A 26,008-nucleotide genomic window follows, 5' to 3' on the forward strand; every position below is an offset into this window, starting at 1 on the left:
TTATGCAGATGTTAAATCAACGGCTTGAATTTGAACGCCATATTTTTTCTCTTCACCCTGAGCTGGGCGGATTTGATCACGCTCAGTAACGAATTCTATGTTGTTATCGACGGTGTCAGAGTTAACAAACTGACGGAAACGTTTTAATTGGTCTTCACTTTCAATCGTTGTTTTCCACTCACATTGATAGGTATCAACGACATTTTGCATTTGGTTTTCTAATTCAGCATTAATTCCTAAGTGATCGTCTTTAACTATTTTTTCCATGTAGGCTAAACCGCCTTCTAGGTTTTCTAACCAGACAGAAGTACGGGTTAAACGATCCGCGGTACGGACATAAAACATTAAGTATCGATCAATATATTTCACTAAGGTTTGATCATCTAAATCAATAGCGAATAAGTCGCCATGGCGAGGCTTCATGCCGCCATTACCGCTGACGTATAAGTTCCAGCCGTTTTCAGTGGCGATAATACCAATGTCTTTACTTTGCGCTTCTGCACACTCGCGTGTACAGCCAGAGACAGCAAACTTAATTTTATGAGGAGAACGTAAACCTTTATAGCGATCTTCTAAGAAAATGGCCATTGCCATGCTGTCTTGTTGGCCATAACGACACCAAGTACTGCCGACACAAGATTTAACTGTTCGTAACGATTTACCGTAGGCGTGACCTGTTTCCATACCCGCATCAATTAAGCGTTTCCATATCGCCGGTAATTGGTCAACACGTGCGCCGAATAAATCGATACGTTGACCGCCAGTTACTTTGGTATATAGGTTATATTCTTTAGCGACTTCACCAATAACAATTAACTTATCTGGGGTTACTTCACCGCCGGGCATACGGGGAACGACAGAATAAGTACCATCTTTTTGCATATTACCTAAAAAGACATCGTTGGTGTCTTGTAGTGATACATGGTCGGGTTTTAATATGTAATCGTTCCACACCGAAGCGAGAATAGACGCGGTTGCCGGCTTACAAATTTCACAGCCTAAACCTGAACCATGTTTTTCTATTAACAGATCAAAGGTTTTAATTTGTTGTGCTTGCACAATGTGAAATAACTCAACCCGGCTGTAAGCAAAGTGTTCACAAAGGTCAGTGCTAATTTCAACACCGCGTTTTGCTAGTTCGTGATCTGTTACTTTTTTCAATAATGCCGCACAACCGCCACAACCGCTGCCGGCTTTTGTTGAAGACTTAACTTCACCGACATCAATTGCACCACAATCAAGAGCGGCAATAATGTCACCTTTAGTGACATTCAAACATGAACATATGGTTGCTGTATTGGGTAGGGCATCAACGCCTAAGGTGGGTTTTTCGCCTGAGCTGGGTAAAATTAAACCGTCGGGGTTTTCAGGTAACTCAATGCCATTGAGGGCGTATTGCAATAATGCATCATATTCGCTGGTATCACCGACTAACACCGCACCTAATAATTCTTTACCATTGGCACTGACGACTATTTTTTTATAAATTTGATCGGGTTGGTTTGAATAAACATAGCTTTTACAACCTTGAGTACGCGCATGCGCATCGCCAATTGACCCTACGTCTATGCCCATTAACTTCAATTTAGTGCTCATGTCAGCACCAGTAAATTGTTGCTCACCGCCAATAATATTATCGGCAGTCACCTTAGCCATAGTGTAACCTGGCGCGACTAAGCCGAAGATAAAGTTATTCCATAAAGCACACTCGCCAATAGCGTAAATGCTTTCGTCAGAGCTTTTACAATAGTTATCAATCACAATACCGCCACGTTCACCAAGCGCTAAATCAAATTCACGGGCTAAGTTATCATAGGGGCGAATACCTGCTGAGAATAAGATAACGTCAGTTTCTAAATGCGACCCGTCAGCAAAATTCATTCGGTGAACGCATTCTTCGCCGTCAACAATTTCGCTGGTAGCTTTTTGGGTATGTACTTGTACGCCAATGCCTTCGATCATTGAACGCAGTAAAGCGCCGCCGTCTTTGTCTAATTGCACACCCATCAATTGTGGCGCAAACTCAACCACGTGTGTTTCTAAGCCTAACTCTTTAAGTGCGTTAGCAGCCTCTAAACCAAGTAAACCACCACCGACCACAACCCCAACTTTACCAGTTTTGGCTGACGCTTGAATGTCTTCTAAATCTTGAATAGTACGGTAAACCAGACAATGGTCACGTTCTTTACCCGGAATAGGGGGAACAAAAGGGTATGAGCCTGTTGCCATGACTAACTTGTCGTAAGCGTATGTTTTTCCTGCTTCAGTGGTAACCACTTTCTTTGCTTTATCAATGTGAGTGACTTTTGCGTTAGTGAAAAATTTAACACCTATTTCGTTGTAGTATGCTGGCGTTGTCATTGCTAAATCATCAGCCGTTTTTCCAGAAAAATATTCTGATAAGTGAACACGGTCATAAGCTAAACGGTCTTCAGCTGATAATACTGTAATTTCATAGCCTGCATGTTTTGCCATTTCATCAACAAAGTGATGGCCAACCATGCCATTGCCAACGACAACGATTTTTTGAGCTTGTGTGTTCATTTATTACAATCCTACTTTTTTAAATTACCGCTGTACTAACGGAACTAGACAATAATTTTTTATTTGCAATAAATGAACCAGTTGATTTATATTAATAAATTCAGATAGATAGGGTTTAAGTCTTGGCTCGAAGTAGCATTTTTGCACTATGGTGAAGAGATTAGCGCACCAATGGTGTGCGCGATTATGATGTGCAGCAAGTTGGCGTACAAGATAAGTGACTGTCTACGAGTGCAGATCACTGAAAATAGCACAGGCTTAGATAACACACTTATATAATACTATGCTGAAAGAGACGGTTTACACTTTAGGAAAATTTTAGCTGTTTGACCACAATCCTATGAAGAAAATTGAATGACCTTAGGTAAAATTAGTGCCCTAATCAGAGTCATTAAAAAGGGGGCTTATTTGCACCTAGCTGTACAGATTTATATCACGCTTTGGGTGCAGAACAGAGGAAGACTAACGATAGATACAGATGAGTTGAGCCAAACCATCAAAATTGAAAATGAAATAAATGGCTATTTTAACGCCTAAATCAAGTGGGCTTCACCTATCTTAACAAGAAGATATACGGTCATTAACCAATGTCAGATGATGAAATACCCTATCGAGGCACTTTTTTATCTTGATATTATCGCTGCAAGTTTACTCTGCAACTTCACTCTTCAATTTCATAGTCATCATCATCGAAAACATCACGACACTTTTTATGCACTTTTTTACTTGCTTGCTTCTGATGGCCAGATGCATTTGTTCTGTCTCTAAAGTGTTTTGAATTAGCAAATTGACTTTGATGAGATAAATCAAATTCAGTTAATTCATTATTCAATGTGTTTTTATTACTCGATGGTGAAGTTGAGTAATTATTCATGATGTTCTCTTTTGTTGTTAACAAATACTATTGTTGGAATATTCGCTATTTTTATTAACAATTGATAGTTAAATATTTTTGTCAGTCTGATTACATAATTTTGTTAACCCATATTATTTTTATTACTTATTGATTTATATTCTTTTTATAATTATTGCTTGCAACAAATACTGGCATTCATTCCAAGTCATCAAATCGAATCGGCATATATTGGCAATTATTATGATTTTGAAACTTTTCATAAGGATGATCTAGATAAAAGCACTGCCCATCACCCAATGAGGGGCTTTTTTTCTATCTCATTGATATGTGGTAATAAGTACTAATGATATTTACCTGTTCATTGTTACTGATTACACAATAATATTTGTAGAAAGAGTTTGATTGGCATATCGGTGTATTAAATGGCAAAACAATATTTTCTTATCGTTGTTATAGAGTCAAACCATTGGTAAATATATCAGCATAATAAAAATAAAGTTGCTTCAGGCAGTGTTGAAACCTTAGCTACTGATGAAATGTATTAGCTCAAGCTTGAACTCTCACTCTTACCCTCACTTTGGCTTTATAGGTTTTTATCAAGACTGACAGCAGGAAAGCTACTAAAGCTGCCGTTCATCATAAAATTTATAATGCTAAATTTGTGCGCATACCAGCCACATTTAATTTACTACTGAACCCTTTTTGTAGGCAAGTTAGATACCTTTCACTGATAATTCAACAAACCTATGTGCGTTGGGTTTATGACTTGGCGAAACATACTGTCCACGTAGTTTCTTTGTTGTACGAGAGAAATTCAGGTTTTATAATCATTATTTATTAATCTGTTTTTATACGTCGCTATATTTAGAAAGTAAAATCAATATGTTGAATGTTAATGTTAATGTTAATATTAAGTTATTTATGTTAATTTAAATGAATATTCATTAGTTGGACATTCACCTTTGTTGAAAGTGGGACTTTATCCGTCTAATAAGCTAGGCCTACAAGGAGGGTTCAATTATGCCAAATAGAGCAATCATGGCTCCAAGAGACTTAATCTTGGATACTGTTGAAGCACAAAAAATAGCATTCTTTTTTGATCATATTCTTGTTTATGGCTTAGAGTGCGAAAAATTCACATCTGATCAATAGGCACAATTTGATAAAGATTTGGGCTGTCACAGAGAACAAGGCATTGCCTTAAACTGCGGTATATAAATACCTCAATTAATTAGCTTCCAAAATGCCGACGGCTAATCATGGAGACCACTTGGCGAACTTTCAAAAGATTGTTATTTATTTTTCCATTTCAAATGGGAATTAGCATCGCTAAAGAAGCTGAGAATGAAGCCCATGCAAATCAAATAGTCAGACATTATTCAAGCCAGATTATGTATAACGACACTCCAGTTGTAGCTCATGCAACACCCCTTAATTTAGAAAAAAGTGGACGCGGACCTAATACTATTGAACTTGTGCTTAAAAAGTGCCTTTATCACTGAAAAATTTACTTTGGGAATATTTTGTTCAATTTCGTAAGGATGAAGAAAATATGACGAAACTAAGAGGTTTAGGTTTATGGCTTCAAAATATTGTGAGTTCTGAGGATTCGGCAAGAATGATTTAAGTCGCTTGGTCGAACTATAAGTCGCTTAAAAGGACAAAAAACAGTTGGGTTTTGTTCCTTCGTCGCTTATTTTAGCCAACATTTTTTTGCCATTTAATGAGGCGTTATATTTGCCGACTAACTTAGCGTTATATTTATTAAGGATAGAGAAATGAAAGAAAAACCTATAATTTATGACAGATTTTCATGTGATAATTGTTCTAATAAAAGCAGTCTTGACTTCGATTTTACAATGGCTTTTCAGCCAATTATCAACTGTAAGACTAATCAAGTTTATGGGTATGAAGCATTGGTTCGTGGTTTAAATAATGAATCAGGACTTTCAATAATATCTAAAGTAAACGATGATAATCGTTATGTATTTGACCAACTTTGTCGAGTTAAGGCAATAGCTTTAGCATCCAAATTAAAACTTGAATCTATGCTTAGCATTAACTTTCTTCCAAATGCTATCTACAAACCCGAGCGTTGTATTCGTTCGACATTAGATGCAGCCAAGAAATACAATTTTCCAGTTGAAAGAATAATATTTGAGTTTACAGAAGTTGAAAAAATAGAAGATATTAATTTCGTTAAAAACATAGTCGAATATTATAATAAATTGGGATTTAAGACTGCAATTGATGATTTTGGCTCTGGTTACGCGGGCTTGGCGTTGTTAGCTGACTTCCAAACCAATATTGTAAAGCTTGATATGGAGCTTATTCGCAATATTGATACAGATTATGCTCGCCAATCAATAGTAAAAAACTGTTTAAATATGTTTTGTGATTTAAATATTACTCCACTAGCTGAGGGTATTGAGACTAAGGAAGAATTTATTTGCTTGCGAAATTTTGGTGTTGAATTAATGCAAGGTTATCTGTTTGCCAAACCTGGTTTTGAAAGACTGCCAAAAGTAAATTTTAATAAATTTTAATTTAGTGTATGAATTAGGCAAATATAAGTTGTTCAACCAGGACACATTACAGTTGGCCAGCTCCGTTGCTCGCAATTTTAACCAACAATTTATCGCCACTTAGTACAGGTTTGTTACCTGCTTCAACTAAACTTGTACCTAATATTGCACAAGTCACTGTTTGTCGTTAGACTTGTCTTATTAACTGTACAACTAGAAAAGAGGGTACTATGAGAATCGTATCTTTTACTGAAGCAAGAAATAGGCTTAAATCTGTACTTGATCATGTCGTAAACGACGCTGATTATACTGTCATTACACGTAGAGATTCTGAAGATGCTGTTGTTATGTCTATGGATCATTACAACAGCTTAATGGAAACTGTTCATTTATTAAAGTCACCGGCTAACGTAGCTCATCTAACTCGCTCTATTGAACAATTTAAATTAGCTCAAGTGATTGAGCGAGAAATATTAAATGACTAGGTTGTTAGCCTGGACTGATGATGCTTGGGCTGATTATGTGTATTGGCAAGGGCAAGATAAAAAAACGCTTAAAAGAATTAATAAGTTAATTACCGACACTAAGCGCTTTCCATTTGAGGGGATCGGAAAACCTGAACCGTTAAGAGAGAATTTATCAGGTTTTTGGTCTAGACGTGTGGATGAATCAAATCGTCTTGTATATGCCGCTAATGATAGTCACATTACCGTTATATCCTGCCGCTACCATTATTAATTATAACCAGCAGCTATTAGTTGCTTAAACGTAAAACGACAGTAGGCCATCGCTCCGTGATTATAGCCAACCATTATTTGCCTATTAATGGTCTATTATTTTAGCTTATGTTTAGCCGTCCAAATATGAGCTAACTCTAGAGCTATTGTTGCCGCGGCTAATGCGGTAACTTCACTATTATCATAGGCAGGAGCTACTTCAACCACATCCATACCAACCAGGTTAATACCCACTAAAGCGCGCAAAATTCTTAATACTTTATCTGTAGTTAAACCACCACATACCGGTGTACCTGTACCTGGGGCAAAGGCGGGATCTAAGCAGTCAATATCAAAGGTTAGGTAAACAGGCGTATTGCCCACTCTAGCTTTAATTAATGCTGTGATCTCCTCTACACTCATATCATTTGCCTGCATAGCATTAATCACAGAAAAACCATGGTCTTTCTCTTGGTAATTAGTGCGAATACCCACTTGAATAGATTTAGCTTTATCTATGAGTTTTTCTTTCGGCGCATGATAAAACATAGTGCCGTGATCATAACAGCTGCCATTGTTATAAGTATCCGTATGAGCATCAAAATGAATCAGTGCCAGCATGCCAAATTTTTTCGCATAGGCGCGTAGTATGGGCAGAGTAACAAAGTGATCTCCTCCTAACGATAAAACAGTTTTACCCGAGTCAAGTAACTGGCCTATAGCGGTTTCAACTTGCGCACAGAAGTGCGCAGAGTCTCCAGGAGAGAAAACCAAGTCGCCAGCATCCACTATGTTACAGTGTTTTAATAAGCTAAAAGGCCAAGGAAATCTCTTACCTTCCCAAGCTAAATTAACTGAAGCTTGTCTAATGGCAGTAGGGCCCATTCGAGCGCCTGAACGCCCGGTGGAGGCCATGTCATAAGGTAAGCCTAAAACAACAATATCAGCAGCTGACTCGACAGGGTTTTGCACTAAAGGCTGGCGTAAAAATGTCATGGCATTTGAATAAATAGACTCATCTACTTGATTGAAAATATTTTTCATTACACTGACTCTCTATAAATCTTCAAGATAGGTATAACCCTTTAAGCCGACTTCTAATTCATTAAAAATTTGTTCACCTTCAGTTGATGATAATCTAGCCTCGATAAGCTCAGAATAAGTTCGTTTAAATAATTCTGGGTCTAAATGGACATAACGCAACATATCTTCAACCGTATCACCTTCATTAATTTCAGTGATTTCTGCTACACCGTCGTCATTAATGAAGACAACAGCGCTGTGTGTGTCACCAAATAGATTATGCATATCACCTAAAATTTCTTGATAAGCACCGACTAAAAAGAAACCCAGTAAATAAGGTTCATCTTCTGTCCATGCCGGTACAGGTAATGTGCTTTCAATTCCTTGGCCGTCAACATAATGGTCAATAGCGCCATCTGAATCACAAGTAATGTCTAATAACACGGCTCTTTTTTCATGTGATTTCTCTAAGTTATTTAACGGTAAAACAGGAAAAACCTGATCTATGCCCCATGCATCGGGTAATGATTGAAATAAAGAAAAGTTAACAAAAAATTTATCTGCAAGCTTTTCAGTTAATCCATCAATTATCGGGCGATGGAAACGGTTTTTAGCATCCATTAATTTATTTAGTTCATAACAAATACGCAAGTTAGTTTGTTCTGCCCAAGCTCGCTGGGTTAAGTTTAATAATCCCATCGAAAATTGGCTGTGTACTTCAGCTAAATCACTTTGCGTGTCGTGATAAATCTCAATCAGTGCGCGATCATCATTACGGTCATTTAATTGCTTTAACGAACGCCACATATTATTTAACAAGATAGACTCGTCAAGTATAGGCGCTTTTATCTCTTCTGGTTCATAAGATTCCGCGCCAATGACATTAGAAATTAAGACCGCATGATGCGCGGTTAATGCTCTACCTGATTCTGAAATGATCATCGGCATAGGTTGCTGATAACTATTACAAATATCGCCAATGGTATGGACAATATTATTAGCATATTCGGCAACACTATAGTTCATTGAGTTATGTGATTGGCTGCGTGTACCATCATAGTCAATGGCCAAACCACCACCCACATCCATGCATAAAAGCCCAGCACCAAGATGACGAAGCTCACAATAAAAACGCGCAGCCTCACTAACACCTAATCTAACATCTCTTATATTGGCTATTTGCGAGCCTAAGTGAAAGTGAACCAGTTTTAACGCATCAAGCATGTTTTCTGCTTTAAGTATTTTAACCACGTTAAGTACTTGTGAAGCTGACAAACCAAACTTTGATTTTTCACCGCCACTGGCTTGCCACTTACCTTTACCTTGAGACGCTAAGCGAACGCGTATGCCCAATCTAGGTTCTACATTCAGTTTTTTCGCTTCGGCTAAAATCATCTCCAGTTCAGACATTTTCTCTAAAACAATATGAACTTTATGGCCTAACTTTTCGCCGATTAATGCCAAACGCACATACTCTCGGTCTTTGTAACCATTACAAACAATAACCGATGAAACTTTTTGAGCCATGGCCAAAACAGCCAACAGTTCTGCTTTACTACCTGCTTCAAGTCCTAATTGTGTGAATTCCTTGTTATTTTGGCTAGCCAAAATCTCATCAACCACTTCACGCTGTTGATTAACTTTAATAGGATAAACTAATAAATATTTTTGCTGATAATCATAGTCTTCTATTGCTTTATTAAAGGCTTCACACAAGCTGTGAATACGATGATGGATTATTTGTGGAAATCGCACTAAAGCAGGTAGCGTTAAGCCCTTACTTTCAATCATTTTGGCAATAGTACTTAATTCTACCGTATGATCTTGATGGTCAACTTTCGGCGCAACATATACATTTCCAGCATCATTTATACCGAAATAGCCCTGACTCCAATGACGCACGTTATAGTGTGTACGTGCGTGATCAAGATTATCTTTATTCATTCGTTCGTCTTCCTTTAGCCATCTTATTTAATAAGAAAATGGTAATTCATCATAGGTAATTTGCGCGAATTAGAATTTATGAGCAGTTTAATGTCCAACAAAAAAAATCGTTACAGATGAAAAATATTATTGATTAGTGACTTTTAACTAGGTTTTCAAGGCTACTCGAAGCGTTAGCGCTATAAAGTTAAGGTATATTTAGTCGATTTAAATCCAGTGTTTGAGCATGCGTAGCAATAGACTGGCGATATTAAGAGTAGTTTCTAATATTTTATTGCCGATAATTTAATCAAACTGATCTTGATTTATTAACCATACGTAACTTTAATGTAACAAACGCGTAGTCAAACCAGTAATCACTAAATAGGAAATATCATGTTAAATAAATTTATTGCAGTATTATCACTTATGGTTGCCAGCTTAGCTTTTATGCCTGCTGCTTTTGCAGGTCATCATAATGAAGGTGATCACGGTATGAAAAAAGACATTGTTGATGTGGCAGCTGAAAATGGTTCTTTCAACACCTTAGTTGCAGCAATTAAAGCGGCGGGGCTAGTCGACACGCTTAAAGGTGAAGGCCCTTTTACAGTATTTGCACCAACAGATGAAGCTTTTGCAAAGTTACCTGAAGGTACCCTTGAAATGCTGTTAGAACCAGAAAACAAAGATAAACTTGCTTCAATTTTGACTTACCATGTAGTTTCTGGAAAAGTCATGTCAACAGATGTCGTGAAAATAGACAGTGCAACTACTGTTCAAGGTCAAATGTTGATGGTTGAAGTTGCTGATGAAAATGTAATGATAAATAACGCAAAAGTTATCATGGCAGATGTAAAAGCAAGTAATGGCGTGATACATGTTATTGACACAGTATTAATGCCTAAGTAAACATAATTCTGCAGAGTATTAATTAATTTTTATATCTTGATACTCTGCAACCTCGCATAATTTTTAGCTATGATTACTTTAATTTTTCAAGGTGTTCATAATACAACAACTCTAGAACAATCGCTTGCAGAGCTTGAAAATCAACATTATACTAAAAATACGACTAATCAGTTACTAATCAGTGGCTTATAAATTAAAGTTCCATGTTTTTAGTACGCTTTTTAGTAGCCATTTTTTATAAACGCCAAGTGTTATTGAGTAATAAATATACCCCTTGGTATTAGAGGACTAAAGCGCTATGGTGCATTATATTGGTGCGTCGATATAGACATGTCTGTGTTATTCTGTCTTACTCTGTTGCAAAGTTTAATGTAAGCAGGTGCTTAAGTGTACAAGCCATTGATAACTGAGGTTAGTATTTTAGTGGTACATACTTTGCTTTGTTCTAATAAATAATGGTATTCGAGAAAAATAATGAAAAGTTTTGAAGTAAATTTTGATGGTTTAGTTGGCCCTACGCACAATTATGCTGGCTTATCTGAGGGCAATGTAGCTTCTTTATCGAATGCTACTGAGAGTTCAAACCCTAAAAGTGCTGCATTACAGGGTTTAAAAAAGATGAAAGCCTTGCATGATATGGGACTACATCAAGGCGTATTTGCCCCGCAAGAACGCCCTGATATTTACACCTTAAAAAGGCTAGGTTTTCAGGGTACAGACGCCCAAATTTTGGCAGCAGCATACAAGGCATCACCCACGCTACTCGCTGCTTGTTGCTCAGCATCAAGCATGTGGACGGCGAATGCGGCAACCGTATCTCCTTCGGCAGATACCTTGGATCAAAAACTACATTTTACCGCCGCTAATTTAGCCAATAAATTTCATCGCTCGTTAGAGCCCGAAACAACCAGCAATATCCTCAAAGCCATGTTCGTTGATGATAAGTACTTTCAGCATCACCAACACCTAAATGACAATGAACATTTTGGTGATGAAGGCGCAGCTAATCATACGCGTTTATGTCAGGGCTATGGTGAACAAGGCCTCGAAATATTTACCTATGGCCGTTCAGCCTTTAATCGTAACAAACCGGCACCTGCAAAGTTTCCTGCACGGCAAACCTTAGAAGCTAGTCAGGCAATAGCTAGATTACATGGCTTGTCGGCTGAGAATACCGTTTTTGTGCAGCAAAATCCTGAGGTAATCGATCAGGGCGTATTTCATAATGATGTGATTGCAGTAGGTAATCAAAATGTTTTTCTTTACCATGAGCAAGCCTATCTTAATACGGCGTTATTTAAAGAAGAGGTCATGGGTAAATTTGCTGGTGACAAGCTGCATTTCTTGGAAGTTTCTACAGAACAAGTTTCAATTAAAGACGCGGTAAATAGCTATCTTTTTAATACGCAAATAGTGACACTAAAAGATAATTCAATGGCTATTATTGCGCCAAAACATTGCCGTGATAATACCAGTGTTTATGATTATTTACAGTCTTTAACTAGGGGTGATAATCCGGTCAACCATGTTGAATTTTTTGACGTTAATGAAAGTATGAAAAATGGTGGTGGCCCTGCATGTTTACGTTTGAGAGTTGCCATGACAGAGCAGGAGCTAGGTGCGGTTAACCCCGACTGTTTGTTAACTAATGACTTGTATACGAAGCTAGTTGCTTGGGTCAATACTCATTATCGCGATAAATTGCTGATAGATGATTTAAGAGACCCACAATTGCTTATTGAGTCACGAACGGCATTAGATGAGCTTTCTCAGATATTATCGCTAGGATCAGTTTATCGTTTTCAACAATAAATAATGCCTGACAAAGTAAAGATCAAAAAGCCAGAAGGGCTATCCTCTTAGCCCAATCAACCACTACACTTTGTGGTTCCTTTCTTTTGTCATTTAGGTCTTTTTGGTACGTTTAGCTGAAGCTACAGCATCGTTATACCTAAGGTCCGCTGTAAGTTCATTGGCGACAGTGGAGTTCAAATTTTGGCTGTTAACTTTGATGCTGTATCTTACATTCTTCCATCATGTTTGTTTGAAACGCCAAAGCGGACATTCAAACAACCGAGATCAACACAAATTTAGAGTATGCAATCTATTGTTTTTCGTCCCACCCCTCAAAAAAAGAAAATTTTCTAATCAAAATATAGTTAAAGGTATGTCCAAATTAACTGTCCCACTACAATTGTCTTAGGTTTGAAATTCTAAGTATAACTCTCATAAAAATAATATAGACATGTACGGTGTTAAGAATAATATACTGTGCGATTGCGCCCTTCTTCTTTTGCTCGATAAAGCGCAATATCTGCTTGTTTTATTATCTCATCAATATTTTTACTTTCAGGGATAATATCGGTGCAGCCAATACTTACACTTAATGATAAACTCTCGCCAGTTGATAAAATAATCGATATAGATTCAATGCTATGACGAATAGTGTCTAAACGCTTTATGCCGTTTTCTTTCGTCACATTTTTCAATATTAAAGCAAACTCTTCACCGCCTACTCTGCCTAAAATATCGGTCTCTCGGGTGTTATTATTCATCAATCTCGCTATCTTCACTAACACTTCATCACCCATATCATGGCCGTAGGTGTCGTTGACTTTTTTAAAGTAATCAATATCTATAACAGCTAAAAAAAACGATGATTTCTGCTTGATTACCTCATAGAGTGCAAGCTTTGCTTTACTGTAAAACGAGCGACGATTAGCAAGTCCAGTTAAAGTGTCAGTCATTGCCATTTCAGTGAGGTTTTGTTCGTGATCTTTTCTTTCTGTAATATTACGTTCGATAGCGGCAAAGTGCGTAACTTTGCCATATGAGTTCTTTAATGGCACGATATTTAGTTCGATCCAATACTCGTTACCATGTTTATCGTAGTTATAGATTTCATCTACCACTTGTTCACCTTTACAAAGATGCTGATAGATTTTTTCTCTCATTTCACTGCTGGTTTTGGACCTTGTAACATCCGTGGTGTATTCCCCAAAGCCTCTTCTTCACTAAACTTAGTTAATGTAGAAAATGCCTTATTCACATAAATAATCTCTGGGCCACCATTACGAAGTTGTTCTGCTTTAGTGACCACGACAATATCATTAGCATTGTGAACAATTTGCTCAAACGGAATGACTTCTTTCTGATTACTAACGTTGGTAAAAGTCACAATAATTTGTGTAACCTCTCCATGTTTATTTAGATCAGGATATGCGTTACTGAGTAACCATGTGTAATCGTTTTTCTCTGGATTGTAAATACCAAATTCAAAGTTATCAATGGCAGTTTTGTTATGCAGCACTTGTACTGCTGGATATTTTTCAAGAGGAAGTGGTTCGTGAAAAATATCCACTAATAGCCATTGTGGATCAGAGACTAATTTCCCAATCGTTTGATGCTCTTTTAATCCCATAATTTTTAGCGCCAACGGATTAGCATACTCAATTTCTAAGTTTGGATTTAACACCGTTATACCAATAGGAAGTTTATCAAGCAATAACATAGTATTTAAGGTGTCGTTTACCATAGAAAACCTCTAGAAATAATTTATTTATCTTAAGTTAAAAGTTAACCTTAACACAATAAGAAACATTAACTGATCTATTGAGAGACCTTAGTAAGTTTCGACGATTGTTGTTATTTTTGTTGTAAATTGTAGTGATTAGACTATTCGGCAATAGTGGTTAAGCGGACTATTTATTAAGAGAGATTTGTGTCTAAATTAGGTCAGCTTGGTGGCATAAGTGATCGAAGAGGTTAAATCTAGTAAACACAACATTTAGTGGTCGGTTGGGCTAAGTGGATAGCTCTTAAAGCCAGCCGCTTTTTTGCGGATATATTGTTGGGCTTATGAGTCGACTATGAATTAACTTGATATTGTATTCTTAGGGCTAGTGATGATTTTAAAGTTGTCACTAGCGCAGGATAAACCTGATGAACATTGAAATAACTGCCCATCATTTTTTAGGTTTATACATGATGTTTTTAAATTAAGGTATCACTTTGTCTAGATAGCTAAATATTGGTATAAGGTCGTTTTTTAACGCTACTTGTATTTATGTAATATCTGCTTAGGAATATGACAATAATCATTGGGAAAGCGAGTTAATCTTTCTTGGTGTTCTTCATCGCTTTTCACATAATTAAGCAGCGGCAAAACTTCAACCACCATCTTATCGCTATCCTCATGGCGGGCAATATACTCGATAGCCATTTTGAGGTGACTAGTGTGTTGACTGTATATACCGGTGCGGTATTTTTTGCCAATATCTTTGCCTTGCTTATTGACGCTGTAAGGGTCAATAATTTCAAAAAAGTAACCTATTAACTCATCAAGATTAACAGCACTTGGGTAGAAGGTTACTTTCACACATTCTGCATAGCCATCATAACGACTTTTGGTGCAATTGGTTAAGCCATTAGCTCGACCTGCTTCTGTGGTAAAAATCCCAGGTAAGTGCTTCATAAATTCCTGCACACCCCAAAGGCAACCGCCGGCGAAATAAATAATTTCTTGCGTCCTGTTAGCCTGCTTATTATGTTGTTGTGTTTTTATCACTTGTTGGCCTTTATGAGCGGTGAATTAAGTTTTACGCGTTATGTTATTGATTATGGCAATAGCGAGTAAACTGTTATTACTTTTTTTAGTAGTATTTTTTTGAGCAATATATTTTCACTGCGCTGTTTGTTATGCATCCAGTTGTAAACCTTTATCAGTTGAGCATGGTTACCATGTGTAATATTTTATCCGCTAAGATATAATACTGATTCACGTAACGATTACTACCTTTCAAATAAACTCCAACTTTATCTTACGATATTTTCGTTTGGTTGTTCCCATATGTTTAATTCCATTGTTAGTACGAAGATGAGCAATGGCTCTTTCTGCTACTGGATTATATGGTTGGGTGAGTTGGGGAATACAAAAAAATCGTTTTTACTCATAGATCAAACAGTGTAAATAGAGAAGATTAACATGATTCGAGTTGTACCAATTGCTTTGCCCGTTTTATTATTTAGCCTATCAAGCTTTTCATCAGCAGCCGACGATACTCATGATTTAACTCATGATGTAAGTAATGACTTAAGCAACGATGCAAGTAAAAAAGTCAGTCATAATATTGAGCGAATTACGATTGAGGCTTCAACCACGGCTAATACTCAACCTGTGGGCACCTTTGGTTCGCCAGTTTCAAACCTAGAATATGATCCGCGCGTTGACCTACAGTCGCGCAATATGGCAGAAGCTCAAGCCGATGTAACTATTCGTGGTGGTATTTTCGAAAACACTGGCTTTAGGGTCGGCAGTGCGACCTTACTTGATCCGCAAACCGGACATTACTTTGCTGAAATTCCTATTGCTCAGGAAATGTTATCTAAGGCTAATATACTGACCGGTGCAGACAATGCTCTACTCGGTGTTAACAGCTCGGTAGGCACGGTTTCTCGCGACTGGACAGTCATAAAAACCGCAGGTAGTGCTTCAATTGGCGCAGGTAATAATAACTTCAATCTACAACGCGTACACAGTGGCGTTAGTATGGCATTGGCTGATTATACCGATTGGACTATCGGTGCTGAAGCTGAATATTCTCGCTCTGAAAGTGACGGTACAATAGAGAATGGCGACCACGACTTTCAACGTGCTTCTGGTCGTATTCAGTTAGTTGGACCATCATCACAGACTGATCTATTTTTTGGCTCTCAAGAAAAGTTCTTTGGCTGGCCAAATATGTACACGCCATTTAATGTTAATGAAACTGAAGACATTAAAACGCGATTATTAATACTTAATCATCAACAGCAGTATGCACAAGACAGCAGCTTTGAAATTTCCACTTATTTTCGTCGTAACAATGACCATTATGTTTTTTCGCGTGAAAACCCTGATGTATTTCAAGCCTTTCATGAAACTGAGGTTAAATCGATAGCAGTTTCTGGTCGCCATGCACAAACAGCATCATTTGCCCTGAATTACTCAAGCCAATTTATAGCAGACAGCATTGAATCAACTACGCTTGAAAATAACTTTACCTCTCGTCATTATTACAAACTCAGTATTTTGCCTGAATATCGAATGGATCTACAAGAGGATCAACAGTTAACTTTTCGTCTTGGTGCTGCTTTTGACGACACTAACCGCGACGATTCACAAGTGTCACTAATTGGTGATATAACCTGGAATATCATCAATGCGGATGACAGCTCACAAACACTTTATTTCTCTTATGCAGAAGCGAGTCAAGTGGCCGGTTATACTGCTATAGGGGGCAGTAATAAAGGTGGATTATTCAGAAGTAATTATGATCTTGAGCGAGAAACCACTAAAAACATTGAATTAGGTTTGGCATTAGATCGAGAAACTTGGCGTCTTGATGCGGCTATTTTTTATCGACAAGATGATGATTTAACCGATTGGACTTATAGCTTGAGTTCAAGCTCTGCACGTTCTGCAAATCCGGTCGATATCGATACGCTAGGTTTAGAGCTACTGGCGGTAAAGCGTTTCGATCATGCAGAAATTATCACTAGCTATACCTTCTTTGATAAATCTGAAAATTATGGTGCTGCGGATATCGATGCTAGCTTTTATGCCTTGAACTACCCAGATCACAGGGTAACCTTAGGGCTTATTTGGCACCCAACTAACATCGTTGAAGTTCGCGTTGATAACGAGTGGCGTAAACAAGAAGAAAATATTCTTAGAAACGGTGACGACGACGCTTTATTTACCCACCTAACGGTAAAGATTTCTCCTACGCAGTTTGACGGTTTAGATATTGTGCTTGCAGCAGATAATCTTTGGGATGAATCTTTTGAAGAAGTACCAGGTACGCCTGGACGCGGAGAACAATACACGCTTAGTGCTACTTACCACTGGTAACATGGTTAAATGTACTTGCATCGGCCCCAGCTAATTGGCTGGGGTCAAATTATTACTCAGTAGCATTTTAACAATAGTTAACTATTACAAAAGTTATTGAATAAACTAACCTTAATTATTAGAGACCTTGAATGATTTATCTCGTGATACCTACGCTGATTTGGGCTTTTTCTTTTGGTCTTATAGGCAACACACTCAAAGGTCTTGACCCACTGCAAATAGCAGATACCCGACTACTATTTGCGTTGATTGCTTTTCTACCCTTTATAAAACTAGCGAACACCAACCGGCAGGAAAAATGGCAACTGATAATGCTTGGCGCATTGCAATACGGTGTTATGTATACCTGTTATCTTTCCGCTTTTCGTTATATACCATCGCATTTAGTGGCGCTATTTAGCGTGTTTACACCACTTTATATCGTTATTATCAACGATCTTCGACAGCGTTGTTTTACACCTTGGTATTTAGTGGCGACACTACTTTCCGTTTTTGGCGCCGCGGTTATAAAAATGGACGATATAGACTCAAGCGAAATTTGGTTAGGCTTTTGCCTGATGCAAATAGCCAATATGGCTTTTGCTTTTGGCCAAGTTTATTATCGCGATTGGAAACAAGACAGACCAGATATTAGTGACAGCTCTGTATTTGGATTTTTATACCTAGGTGCGGCGGTTTTTACTAGCATAGCGACACTGTTAATTTCTTCGCAGCCTCCTATTCCATTAGACGCAACACCAACGCAGTGGTTGGTTTTAGTTTATATGGGCTTCATTGCCTCTGGGCTTGGTTTCTTCTTTTGGAATAAAGGCGCAACCCAAACCAGTGTCGGGGTATTAGCCACGTTTAACAATGCGGTTGTGCCACTGGCTATGTTTGCCTCCTTATTTATTTTTGGTGAAGCCAAGGGCGGATCACCAGAAGAACTGCTCAGGCTTGCCATAGGATCACTGTTAATTGTGGCAGCACTCTTGATCGCAAAACGAAAATAAATGCTAAATTCTAGGTGCTAGGTGCTAGGTGCTAGGTGCTAGGTGTTTGTGGGATATTTATCGCTAAGCTGCTTGAATATCCGTGCATCCTTCTATTATTGGGGGGTAAGTGATATGAGTTGTGTGAAAATAAGCATGAAATTAAGTATGAAATCAAGCCAACACTCACTGATAAAACCGCTAGGTTGTTAGCGCAAATTTAGGGTGAGTGTCAGAGTAAATTTTCAACTATCGCCCATCTATGCGTTAGGCTAAATTCGGCTGTTTTGTCGAAAAATTTGCCAACAAAATAATCGCTATATTTCAAATTAGCACCTGAAGCGTTAGATTCGATTTCAGGTGCTTTGAACCGACAGATTTTCAAGTAGTTAATGTATGCTATCGATAACCCACTGACCGGCTAAGCTTTGTTATGCTCGGTAATGCTATATAAATCATGACGTCTATCTCGCATAGTATGTACAGAGCCATGGCTATGTAACTGTTTTAACAGATCTAAATTTACGTCGACGATAACGGTCATTTCTGAATTGGGTGTTGCTTCCGCTTTAATACCTGTAGTGGGGAAAGCAAAGTCAGACGGGGTAAAGACGGCAGATTGCGCATATTGAATATCCATATTATTCACTTTTGGTAAATTACCTACTGCGCCAGCAATGGCGACATAGCACTCATTTTCAATCGCTCTTGCCATCGCACAGTGACGTACTCGGGTGTAACCATTTTGGGTGTCGGTTAAGAAGGGCACAAACAAAATATTCATCCCTTGATCGGCCAGTATTCTCGAGTACTCTGGAAATTCAACATCATAACAAATCATGATACCAATTTTGCCACAGTCAGTATCAAACACCTTAAGGTTTTTACCACCCACCATAGACCAGCTACGGACTTCTGCTGGCGTTAAATGAATTTTATCGTAACGTTCCCATGAGCCATCACGACGACACAAAAAACCTGAGTTATAAAGATTGCCGTCAACAAAAAACGGCATACTACCGGTAATAATATTAATATTGTAACTAATGGCAAATTCGATAAATTTATCGCGAATTTGTTCAGTATATTCTGCTAACCGGCGAATACTTTCAGTTAAGCGTAAGTGATTAAATTCAGCCATCAAAGGCGCATTAAACAATTCAGGAAACAAGACAAAATCACTTTTGTAATCTGAGACCGCATCGACATAAAATTCCATTTGTTCAAATAAATCATCAATGCTTTTCGTGGAACGCATTTGCCATTGCACTAAACCTAAACGCACTTCTGAGCGCGGGGCATTGATCAGTTTTACCGATTTAGTATAAAAAATATTGGGCCATTCCAGTAACGTGGCATATTCCATTGATTCCTTATCACCTGATAAGTAACCGGTGAGTAACTTGCGGACATAAAAGTCATTGGCAAGCTGAAAACTTAATACGGGATCATATAATTCTTTAATTTTAACTTTTTCAATGTACTGCTTTGCACTCATTTTGTCAGCATGTTGAGCATAGTTAGGCATACGCCCGCCCGCTACAATGGCGCGCAAATTCAAGTTTTCGCAAAGTTCTTTACGCGCGTCGTACAAGCGTCTAGCCAAGCGTAAACCACGATAACTAGGGTGAATAAAAACCTCAATACCATACAAAGAGTCACCTTTGGGATCATGATTATCAAAGGTCATGTCGCTGGTGATTTCAGCATAAGTATGGTCATCACCAAAATCAGCATATTCGATGATTAATGAAAAGGCGCAACCGACTACAATGCCATCAACAACCACACAGATTTGCCCATCTGGAAATTTAGTTAATAAGGCTTTAACCGTAGATTCATTCCAGGTGGCTAATGCTTTATTAAGGTAAACTGATTCACTCGCTTGTCGCAGCTCTGTCATATCTTGCAGAGTTAAATGACGGACGGTAACGCTATTTGCTTCCATTTATATTCCTAATCGATATTGGTCATAATCATTCCTTTCTCTCATCGTAGAGTGCAAAAAGACGATTATTTTGATTTTTATACCAAAAAACCAACTTATACAAGCATATTATAAAATATGTAGCACAGCCAAACATTAGCCCTGATAGCACTTAGTCACTTCTCAGGCCAACCATAATAACTTGTGCCTATTTACCGCAATTTTATATGTCCGTTCTTTCTGATAAATGTCAGGTTTTTCTGACTTGAATGTTTGATAAAATTCCACTGTACTAAAAAAACAAAAGGATTGTCACCGCATTTCAATAAACGCTGTGTGAGTACATATAAACTGTATTTTAGTTTTCAAAAGTTGGTAGCAATGACTCTTAGACACTTTGTTCACGGAGAATTATTATGACCACCAAGAAAAAAATAGAGACTACAAAAGGAACTGTCGACAATAAAACAATAGAAAAAGAACGAGTTGTTTCGATGATGTCTACACGCTTGACCCCTCACGGGAAAGTTAAGATAAATAATGGTACTCGTTCTCTAACGCTGAACGGTAAAGGAACCGCTACCATCACCCCAGATAAAACCATTACCTGCGACGAAGATTTTACTGTAGAGGCCGTGATCACACCTACTAACCTAAAAAAAAATCAATATCTGGTGGACTCTGAAAACCCACCTTTTAGACTTGAAATTAAAGCTGGTGGCGAAGTTACTGGCAGCATACACACTAACGAGGGTTGGAAATCGGTTAGTTCGGCTGATCGAAAAATTGGTCTAAATGAAACAGCGTCAATTCGTTTAATTCGAGAAAATGAAGGCATTTTGGCATTAGAGATCAACGATCGGCGTGCTAATCAAATTAGTACGAGTAAAGAATTAAAAGAAATAGGTGATAGAGATACCTCTATCGGCGGTGATATCAGTGGAAAGAAATTTCTCTTCAACGGTGAGATAGCAGGAGTAAAAATTCGTAAGGGCGCTGTCCGCGCTGTCACCCTAGATGGATATCGTGCACGTGCGTCAACGCTAGAAGTTCAGCTAAAAAACAAGTTACAGTATGGCGGTAGATTAGAGGTGTTTGTTGATCCCGATATGGTTGATAATCGGTTCGATGAAGTAAAAGCTATTTTACTTGCCGCGGGTGTTGATGATGTTTCTGCTTTAGCAACACTAAAAATTGACCAGCCGATAACTATTCAAAAGAACCAAATAATGGTGGCTCCGCTAAAAATCACCCATACTATTTCTTGGCCGGAGATAGCTGGCACTTTAGCGCACGCGGAACCAAGTAAAGCGATTGAACTAATGGCGACTTTAATGGCTAACCGGAACAGTAAAGCCACTTTGCAAAAATTAACATCATCGGATACCGCTGCAAAAACTTATGACAAAACTGAAAGGGAGTTACCGAAGACAAAAGATATACAAGGATTAATGAATGAAATTATCAGAAAAGAAACGTTAACTAAAACGAACCTATCTTTGTCGTTACATAAATCGCTCGGCCGGAATACAAAATTAGCTCAGGCTTATAATCGACCTTTAATGCAAGATATTATCAAAACGGCAAAGGGCATCGAGTTTACCGATCCTGATATTATTAATGATTTAGACAACAATCTACCAGACGCGTGGCCAGTATTTCAGTCACCACTGTATTTTTTAAATACTATTACTACAATTCCAGTAGATACGTCAGTGATTATAGCTGGCGTGCTTGACCTAACCAATCAAACGCTAACTATCGAACCCGATGTCAAAAAACTGTATATTATTGCCGAAAAAATTATTGGTGATATCCAAGCCAAAATAACCTGGCGAAGACCTGGAGGTTCTACTCCTGCACGACTAAATGATCCCAATAAGAACGGTCGTTCCTATAGCGGTGTGCATACGGCTAGTGGCAGCCGTAACGGTCTACCTGGAGGAGATGGCCAATCTGGTATAGCAGGTATAGCTGGTGCAAGTGGCTTGGATGCTCCTGATCTTGAAGTCTGGGTAAAAGAATTAACCGCCATGCCTGATATAGACTTAGAAGGCGAACAAGGTATCAAAGGTGGTCGTGGTCAACAAGGCGGACGCGGTGGCAACGGTGCCAGAGGCGCTGGCGGTGAGTGGGCGTGGTTTTTTGGCGCTCACTGTTGGAAAAGTCCAGGGCACGGTGGCAATGGAGGCGATGGAGGTGATGGTGGACGAGGGGGCTATGGCGGAGATGGTAGCCGTGGTGGCTACATTTCTATTGGCGTTTTAGAAGGTACATTAGCTTCTTCTGTTGAAGCGCGAGCATTCAAGATAAACAATGACGGAGGTAATGTCGGGCGTGGTGGAGACGGGGGTTCTGGAGGATACGGCGGCAATGGTGGCACTCATGGCAACGATTACGTTGACGGAAAAGAAGTTTGTAAGAATGGCGTTGATGGCACGCATGGCGCACAAGGACAGCCCGGTGCTATCGGAATTGATGGTCGCGAAGGCGTTAGTGGCGCCATGAGATTTTTTGAATTTACTGAAGAAAGCTGGGACGAGCAACTAACCAAACCTTGGCTATTTGCAATGACGCCTACTCATGTTTTCCCTGGTGATACGGTGAATATCACTGGGACTCGCTTTACTTCAAGTGATCGCGTTATTGTCGATGCTTTAAGTTTACGGCCTACAATCGAATTAGATGAGAGTATCACAGTAACCATTCCCAATAACGTGAGCGGTGGTGAAAAAAACCTATTTGTACGGCGCTTTGATGGTGACCAAAGTAATCACCTTCGAATATGGGTGAAACCGCGCCTAGATCTATTGCCAACTGAATTAGCGCCAGAAATGTTGGTGACGCTATCGGGTCGAGCATTTTTGGTTGGTGCCAAAGTGCTTTACAACGGCTTAGCGTTGGATGCCGATGTTATTTCTGCAACAGAACTAACGTTTTATGTGCCAGGTACTGGCGGTGTCAATGTTGTAGAAACGGATATTACTGTTGCTGTTCGTAATCCTGATGGTGAAGTTAGCAATACTCGCAACGCAACGGTCGCAGGTACCCTTGATACTGGCATGCGTATTGGTGTCCACGATTTTCCATTTGATAATTTTGCCGCAGGAACGCCCTCATGGGGAACTTACGAAGACACCTTTGGCTCATTTGAAATATGGCATGAGTTACTCGATCCAATTTTTGGTCATCCTATACTGACAGCCGCATTTTATGGTTTCTATCATCACTACTTAAAAGGGGTCGATAATGGTGGTTTGGCAACCGGGTTCTGTACTTCTATGTCAACGGTTATGCTTGATGAATATTATACTGGCAGCACAGACACACACACGCGTTATTCTCTTGACTCGGCAACAAGAGAAAGGCTTACCGCCATTCATGGTCGCCTGTTAAGTCGCGAAAGCCTGATTGATTTTCATGATCAAGGCAGCCGTGGAAATGCTAATGTAGAAACCGTTTATCGTCGTTTCGAAAATAGCATGCTCAATGGCGCGGATCGCGAATCTGCTATGATGCTATTTTTTGTTCCTGCTGGCACTATTTGGGATGAGGGTTACTTTGACATGTTAGGGGACAGCCATTGTATTGTTCCTATTCGTATTGTTTATCCTGTCGGACACTATGGGTCTAGCATCAACGGTGTGACGATGTATTGCTGGGATTGCAATCATCCCATTGAAGAAGGTACAGAAATTGCTCATAACTGCCGTGTGGAGTTTCGTTTAACCGATGGCGAAATACGATTTGACTATTTTGATGGTACAAGTACCACACCGCATTTTTGCTCTGAAGACGGTATAACTTTGGCGAGCATGAGTAACGGAAAATACTTACTATCCGATCATGATCTACCTTTTAGTGGTCCCTTTGGTGTTACTCGGTTTGTTATTGACTTCTTATTATCCCCTGCGGACTTGTTAATTGAAGATGGTAGTGCCCGTCAAACAGGACTGCATGCTGGAAATATTGTTGCCGAAATTCCAGACTCTCATCCTGCATATCTCGCAAAAAATCTGTATATGTTACCAGTAGATACCGCGTTAACACGTCATATAAAAGGCAACGCATCGGGTAACTATGCTTACCATAGCATCGCGCCAAACGGCACTTCTATTTCTTTAGAAAATGTAGCGACGGTAGACGGTGAAGAAGATGTACTCGCGGTTAATGCGGATTGCTCACAAATTCGGTTTACACCTGCGGCAAGTAAAACTTTTCGTTTTAACCTTGCACGGGAGTTTGGAGATCAGGTGCGGGCAATATCTATAGAAGGATGTGGGGCTGGTTCTGTAACGGAAATGGATATAACGATAAGCCCTGATCTTTCTGTGGTCCGCATGGGCAATCGCGAATCGTCTCGTAATGTCGACGTTAGAGTCACCGCTTATAATACCGATAATGGCGTGAACTCTACCAACGATACCAATAGCGTGAGTCTGTCTACAAACCACGATCTACTGGTTTCAATTACCGACTGGAGTAACCTGGATGTAACGGTTAGAAGTTTGCCTTTTGATGGAGAATAGAGGCTATCCCGAACCGAGCTTAGGGCTTGATGCTTACGGCGAAGGCATGGTGCCGTCTACCTTGCTTATTTGAACTACTTATTCAATCAGTGTAAGTTTATTTTAGGCAATAAAAAAGCCTCAACATTGCTGTTGAGGCTTCGTTATGAATGGTGCCGACTGCCGGAGTCGAACTGGCGACCTACTGATTACAAGTCAGTTGCTCTACCAACTGAGCTAAGTCGGCACACGAAGACGTGTGCGATAATTATATTCTATTGAATTAACTATCTTGGCACCGAATCAACATCGGAACTTGTTGATTCTACATTTAACTTAATAAAAAGCTAAAAGTGTAAATGGTGCCTCGACCCGGAATCGAACCAGGGACACGAGGATTTTCAATCCTCTGCTCTACCGACTGAGCTATCGAGGCACATTAACAATCATAATAATTGCTCTGTACATAGTCTTCTCGGCTGTGCCTTGAAGACGGGGCGTATTAAACTGTTTTTCGTTTACCCCGTCAACCCTTTTTTTTAAATAAATGTTTGTTTGCCGTTTTTTTCAACGTATTGTGCTTTTATGGAGCAGTTTAGGCTAAATATTGCTATTTATAATCGGTAATATCGTCATCAATTTGTTTATGCAGTGTCATGGGTAATCAGGATAAATGCTGTTCAGGTGTGATAAAAAAATTGTTTATCAATATAAATGGCTAAATAGGCTAGGGGATTATTAAGCAGTAAATTAAAAAATATAAGTAATAAATCAAAAAATACATTAACAGTGGCGGTAACCATTAACTTTGTGGCGAAAATTGGCATTAAAAAATTTATCAGTAAGGTGTTAAATAAAAACCGGCAGAAAAAAAAGGGGATATATTTTAACTTATCCCCTTATTAGATCATTATTTTTAGGTAATTATTTTTTCTCTGGTGTGAAGCCTTCGATTTCAGGCTCTTTACCTTCAAAGAGATAGGCGACCATAGCTGATTCTAAAAATGCGCGGTCATCAGGGTCCATCATATTCATTTTCTTTTCGTTAATTAGCATGGTTTGCTTTTTTTGCCAGTGACCCCATGCTTCTTTACAAATGTTATCAAAAATACGTTTGCCTATTTCGCCTGGATAAAGTTGAAAGCCAAGGCCTTCGGCTTCTTTTTGTAAATTTTGGCAAAAAACGGTACGGCTCATAATAAGGTCTCTTTTTG

General features: G+C 38.8%; 19 protein-coding genes and 2 tRNA genes. 10 read left to right on the forward strand and 11 right to left on the reverse strand.

All coding sequences use genetic code 11. The features are described 5' to 3' along the window. Positions 1-2,544: a nitrite reductase large subunit NirB gene (gene nirB, locus H4J46_RS03740; RefSeq protein WP_182232203.1), complete on the reverse strand. Its 2,544-nt coding sequence runs from the start codon at positions 2,542-2,544 to the stop codon at positions 1-3. A 354-nt stretch (positions 2,545-2,898) separates the two neighbouring features. Between nirB and H4J46_RS03745 the strand changes: the two genes are divergently transcribed. After that, positions 2,899-3,081, forward strand: a complete 183-nt coding sequence (locus H4J46_RS03745; RefSeq protein ID WP_182232204.1) for a hypothetical protein — start codon at positions 2,899-2,901, stop codon at positions 3,079-3,081. A gap of 124 nt (positions 3,082-3,205) precedes the next feature. Here H4J46_RS03745 and H4J46_RS03750 read toward each other — a convergent pair whose 3' ends face one another. Beyond that, entirely contained in the window at positions 3,206-3,418 is a 213-nt protein-coding gene (locus tag H4J46_RS03750; RefSeq protein ID WP_182232205.1) for a hypothetical protein, read from the reverse strand. A 1,002-nt stretch (positions 3,419-4,420) separates the two neighbouring features. Between H4J46_RS03750 and H4J46_RS17085 the strand changes: the two genes are divergently transcribed. From H4J46_RS17085 to H4J46_RS03765, 4 genes are all read left to right on the forward strand, one after another. Further along, positions 4,421-4,552, forward strand: coding sequence for a hypothetical protein (locus H4J46_RS17085; protein ID WP_259365672.1), 132 nt, complete (start codon positions 4,421-4,423; stop codon positions 4,550-4,552). A gap of 626 nt (positions 4,553-5,178) precedes the next feature. Next, the gene (locus H4J46_RS03755) at positions 5,179-5,946 is read left to right on the forward strand and encodes an EAL domain-containing protein (RefSeq protein WP_182232206.1); all 768 of its coding nucleotides are present in this window, start codon (positions 5,179-5,181) and stop codon (positions 5,944-5,946) included. Between the two features lie 209 nt (positions 5,947-6,155). Continuing rightward, positions 6,156-6,410 (forward strand): type II toxin-antitoxin system Phd/YefM family antitoxin, encoded by a 255-nt coding sequence (locus tag H4J46_RS03760; RefSeq protein ID WP_182232207.1) that lies wholly within the window; start codon positions 6,156-6,158, stop codon positions 6,408-6,410. Further along, positions 6,403-6,663 (forward strand): Txe/YoeB family addiction module toxin, encoded by a 261-nt coding sequence (locus tag H4J46_RS03765; protein WP_182232208.1) that lies wholly within the window; start codon positions 6,403-6,405, stop codon positions 6,661-6,663. Before H4J46_RS03760 ends, H4J46_RS03765 begins: the two co-directional genes overlap by 8 nt. A gap of 95 nt (positions 6,664-6,758) precedes the next feature. Here H4J46_RS03765 and speB read toward each other — a convergent pair whose 3' ends face one another. Further along, on the reverse strand, positions 6,759-7,685 hold the full coding sequence (gene speB, locus H4J46_RS03770; RefSeq protein ID WP_182232209.1) for an agmatinase: 927 nt from the start codon (positions 7,683-7,685) through the stop codon (positions 6,759-6,761). A 12-nt stretch (positions 7,686-7,697) separates the two neighbouring features. Next, complete coding sequence (gene speA, locus H4J46_RS03775; protein WP_182232210.1) at positions 7,698-9,608, reverse strand: biosynthetic arginine decarboxylase; 1,911 nt, start codon at positions 9,606-9,608, stop codon at positions 7,698-7,700. Between the two features lie 375 nt (positions 9,609-9,983). On the opposite strand from speA, the gene H4J46_RS03780 reads away from it, so the two are divergent. Together H4J46_RS03780 and astB are read left to right on the forward strand one after the other, a co-directional pair. After that, positions 9,984-10,496, forward strand: coding sequence for a fasciclin domain-containing protein (locus H4J46_RS03780; RefSeq protein ID WP_182232211.1), 513 nt, complete (start codon positions 9,984-9,986; stop codon positions 10,494-10,496). A 474-nt stretch (positions 10,497-10,970) separates the two neighbouring features. Continuing rightward, the gene (astB, locus tag H4J46_RS03785; protein WP_182232212.1) at positions 10,971-12,308 is read left to right on the forward strand and encodes an N-succinylarginine dihydrolase; all 1,338 of its coding nucleotides are present in this window, start codon (positions 10,971-10,973) and stop codon (positions 12,306-12,308) included. A 443-nt stretch (positions 12,309-12,751) separates the two neighbouring features. Here the strand turns inward: astB and H4J46_RS03790 are convergent, their stop codons facing one another. The 3 genes from H4J46_RS03790 to H4J46_RS03800 form a co-directional block, all read right to left on the reverse strand. Then, on the reverse strand, positions 12,752-13,450 hold the full coding sequence (locus H4J46_RS03790) for a GGDEF domain-containing protein (RefSeq protein WP_182232213.1): 699 nt from the start codon (positions 13,448-13,450) through the stop codon (positions 12,752-12,754). Beyond that, positions 13,447-14,031: a PAS domain-containing protein gene (locus H4J46_RS03795; protein WP_182232214.1), complete on the reverse strand. Its 585-nt coding sequence runs from the start codon at positions 14,029-14,031 to the stop codon at positions 13,447-13,449. Before H4J46_RS03795 ends, H4J46_RS03790 begins: the two co-directional genes overlap by 4 nt. A gap of 519 nt (positions 14,032-14,550) precedes the next feature. Then, positions 14,551-15,060 carry a peptide-methionine (S)-S-oxide reductase gene (locus H4J46_RS03800; RefSeq protein ID WP_182232504.1) on the reverse strand — a complete coding sequence of 170 codons (510 nt, stop codon included), beginning with the start codon at positions 15,058-15,060 and terminating at the stop codon, positions 14,551-14,553. 420 nt (positions 15,061-15,480) lie between these two features. Here H4J46_RS03800 and H4J46_RS03805 point away from each other — a divergent pair, with 420 nt between their 5' ends. Next, on the forward strand, positions 15,481-17,388 hold the full coding sequence (locus H4J46_RS03805) for a TonB-dependent siderophore receptor (RefSeq protein ID WP_182232215.1): 1,908 nt from the start codon (positions 15,481-15,483) through the stop codon (positions 17,386-17,388). 131 nt (positions 17,389-17,519) lie between these two features. Then, positions 17,520-18,380 (forward strand): EamA family transporter, encoded by an 861-nt coding sequence (locus H4J46_RS03810; protein WP_182232216.1) that lies wholly within the window; start codon positions 17,520-17,522, stop codon positions 18,378-18,380. A 400-nt stretch (positions 18,381-18,780) separates the two neighbouring features. On the opposite strand, the gene H4J46_RS03815 is transcribed toward H4J46_RS03810, so the two are convergent. Continuing rightward, complete coding sequence (locus tag H4J46_RS03815) at positions 18,781-20,307, reverse strand: carbon-nitrogen hydrolase family protein (RefSeq protein WP_182232217.1); 1,527 nt, start codon at positions 20,305-20,307, stop codon at positions 18,781-18,783. 395 nt (positions 20,308-20,702) lie between these two features. Here H4J46_RS03815 and H4J46_RS03820 point away from each other — a divergent pair, with 395 nt between their 5' ends. Then, entirely contained in the window at positions 20,703-24,815 is a 4,113-nt protein-coding gene (locus H4J46_RS03820) for a hypothetical protein (protein ID WP_182232218.1), read from the forward strand. A 150-nt stretch (positions 24,816-24,965) separates the two neighbouring features. Here the strand turns inward: H4J46_RS03820 and H4J46_RS03825 are convergent. From H4J46_RS03825 to H4J46_RS03835, 3 genes are all read right to left on the reverse strand, one after another. Next, positions 24,966-25,041 (reverse strand) — tRNA-Thr (locus tag H4J46_RS03825). A gap of 113 nt (positions 25,042-25,154) precedes the next feature. Further along, positions 25,155-25,230 (reverse strand) — tRNA-Phe (locus tag H4J46_RS03830). A gap of 488 nt (positions 25,231-25,718) precedes the next feature. Next, the gene (locus H4J46_RS03835; RefSeq protein ID WP_182189849.1) at positions 25,719-25,991 is read right to left on the reverse strand and encodes an oxidative damage protection protein; all 273 of its coding nucleotides are present in this window, start codon (positions 25,989-25,991) and stop codon (positions 25,719-25,721) included. Positions 25,992-26,008: the final 17 nt, after the last annotated feature.

Origin of the sequence: Colwellia sp. MB02u-6, from assembly GCF_014077095.1 — a bacterium.
GTDB lineage: Bacteria > Pseudomonadota > Gammaproteobacteria > Enterobacterales > Alteromonadaceae > Cognaticolwellia.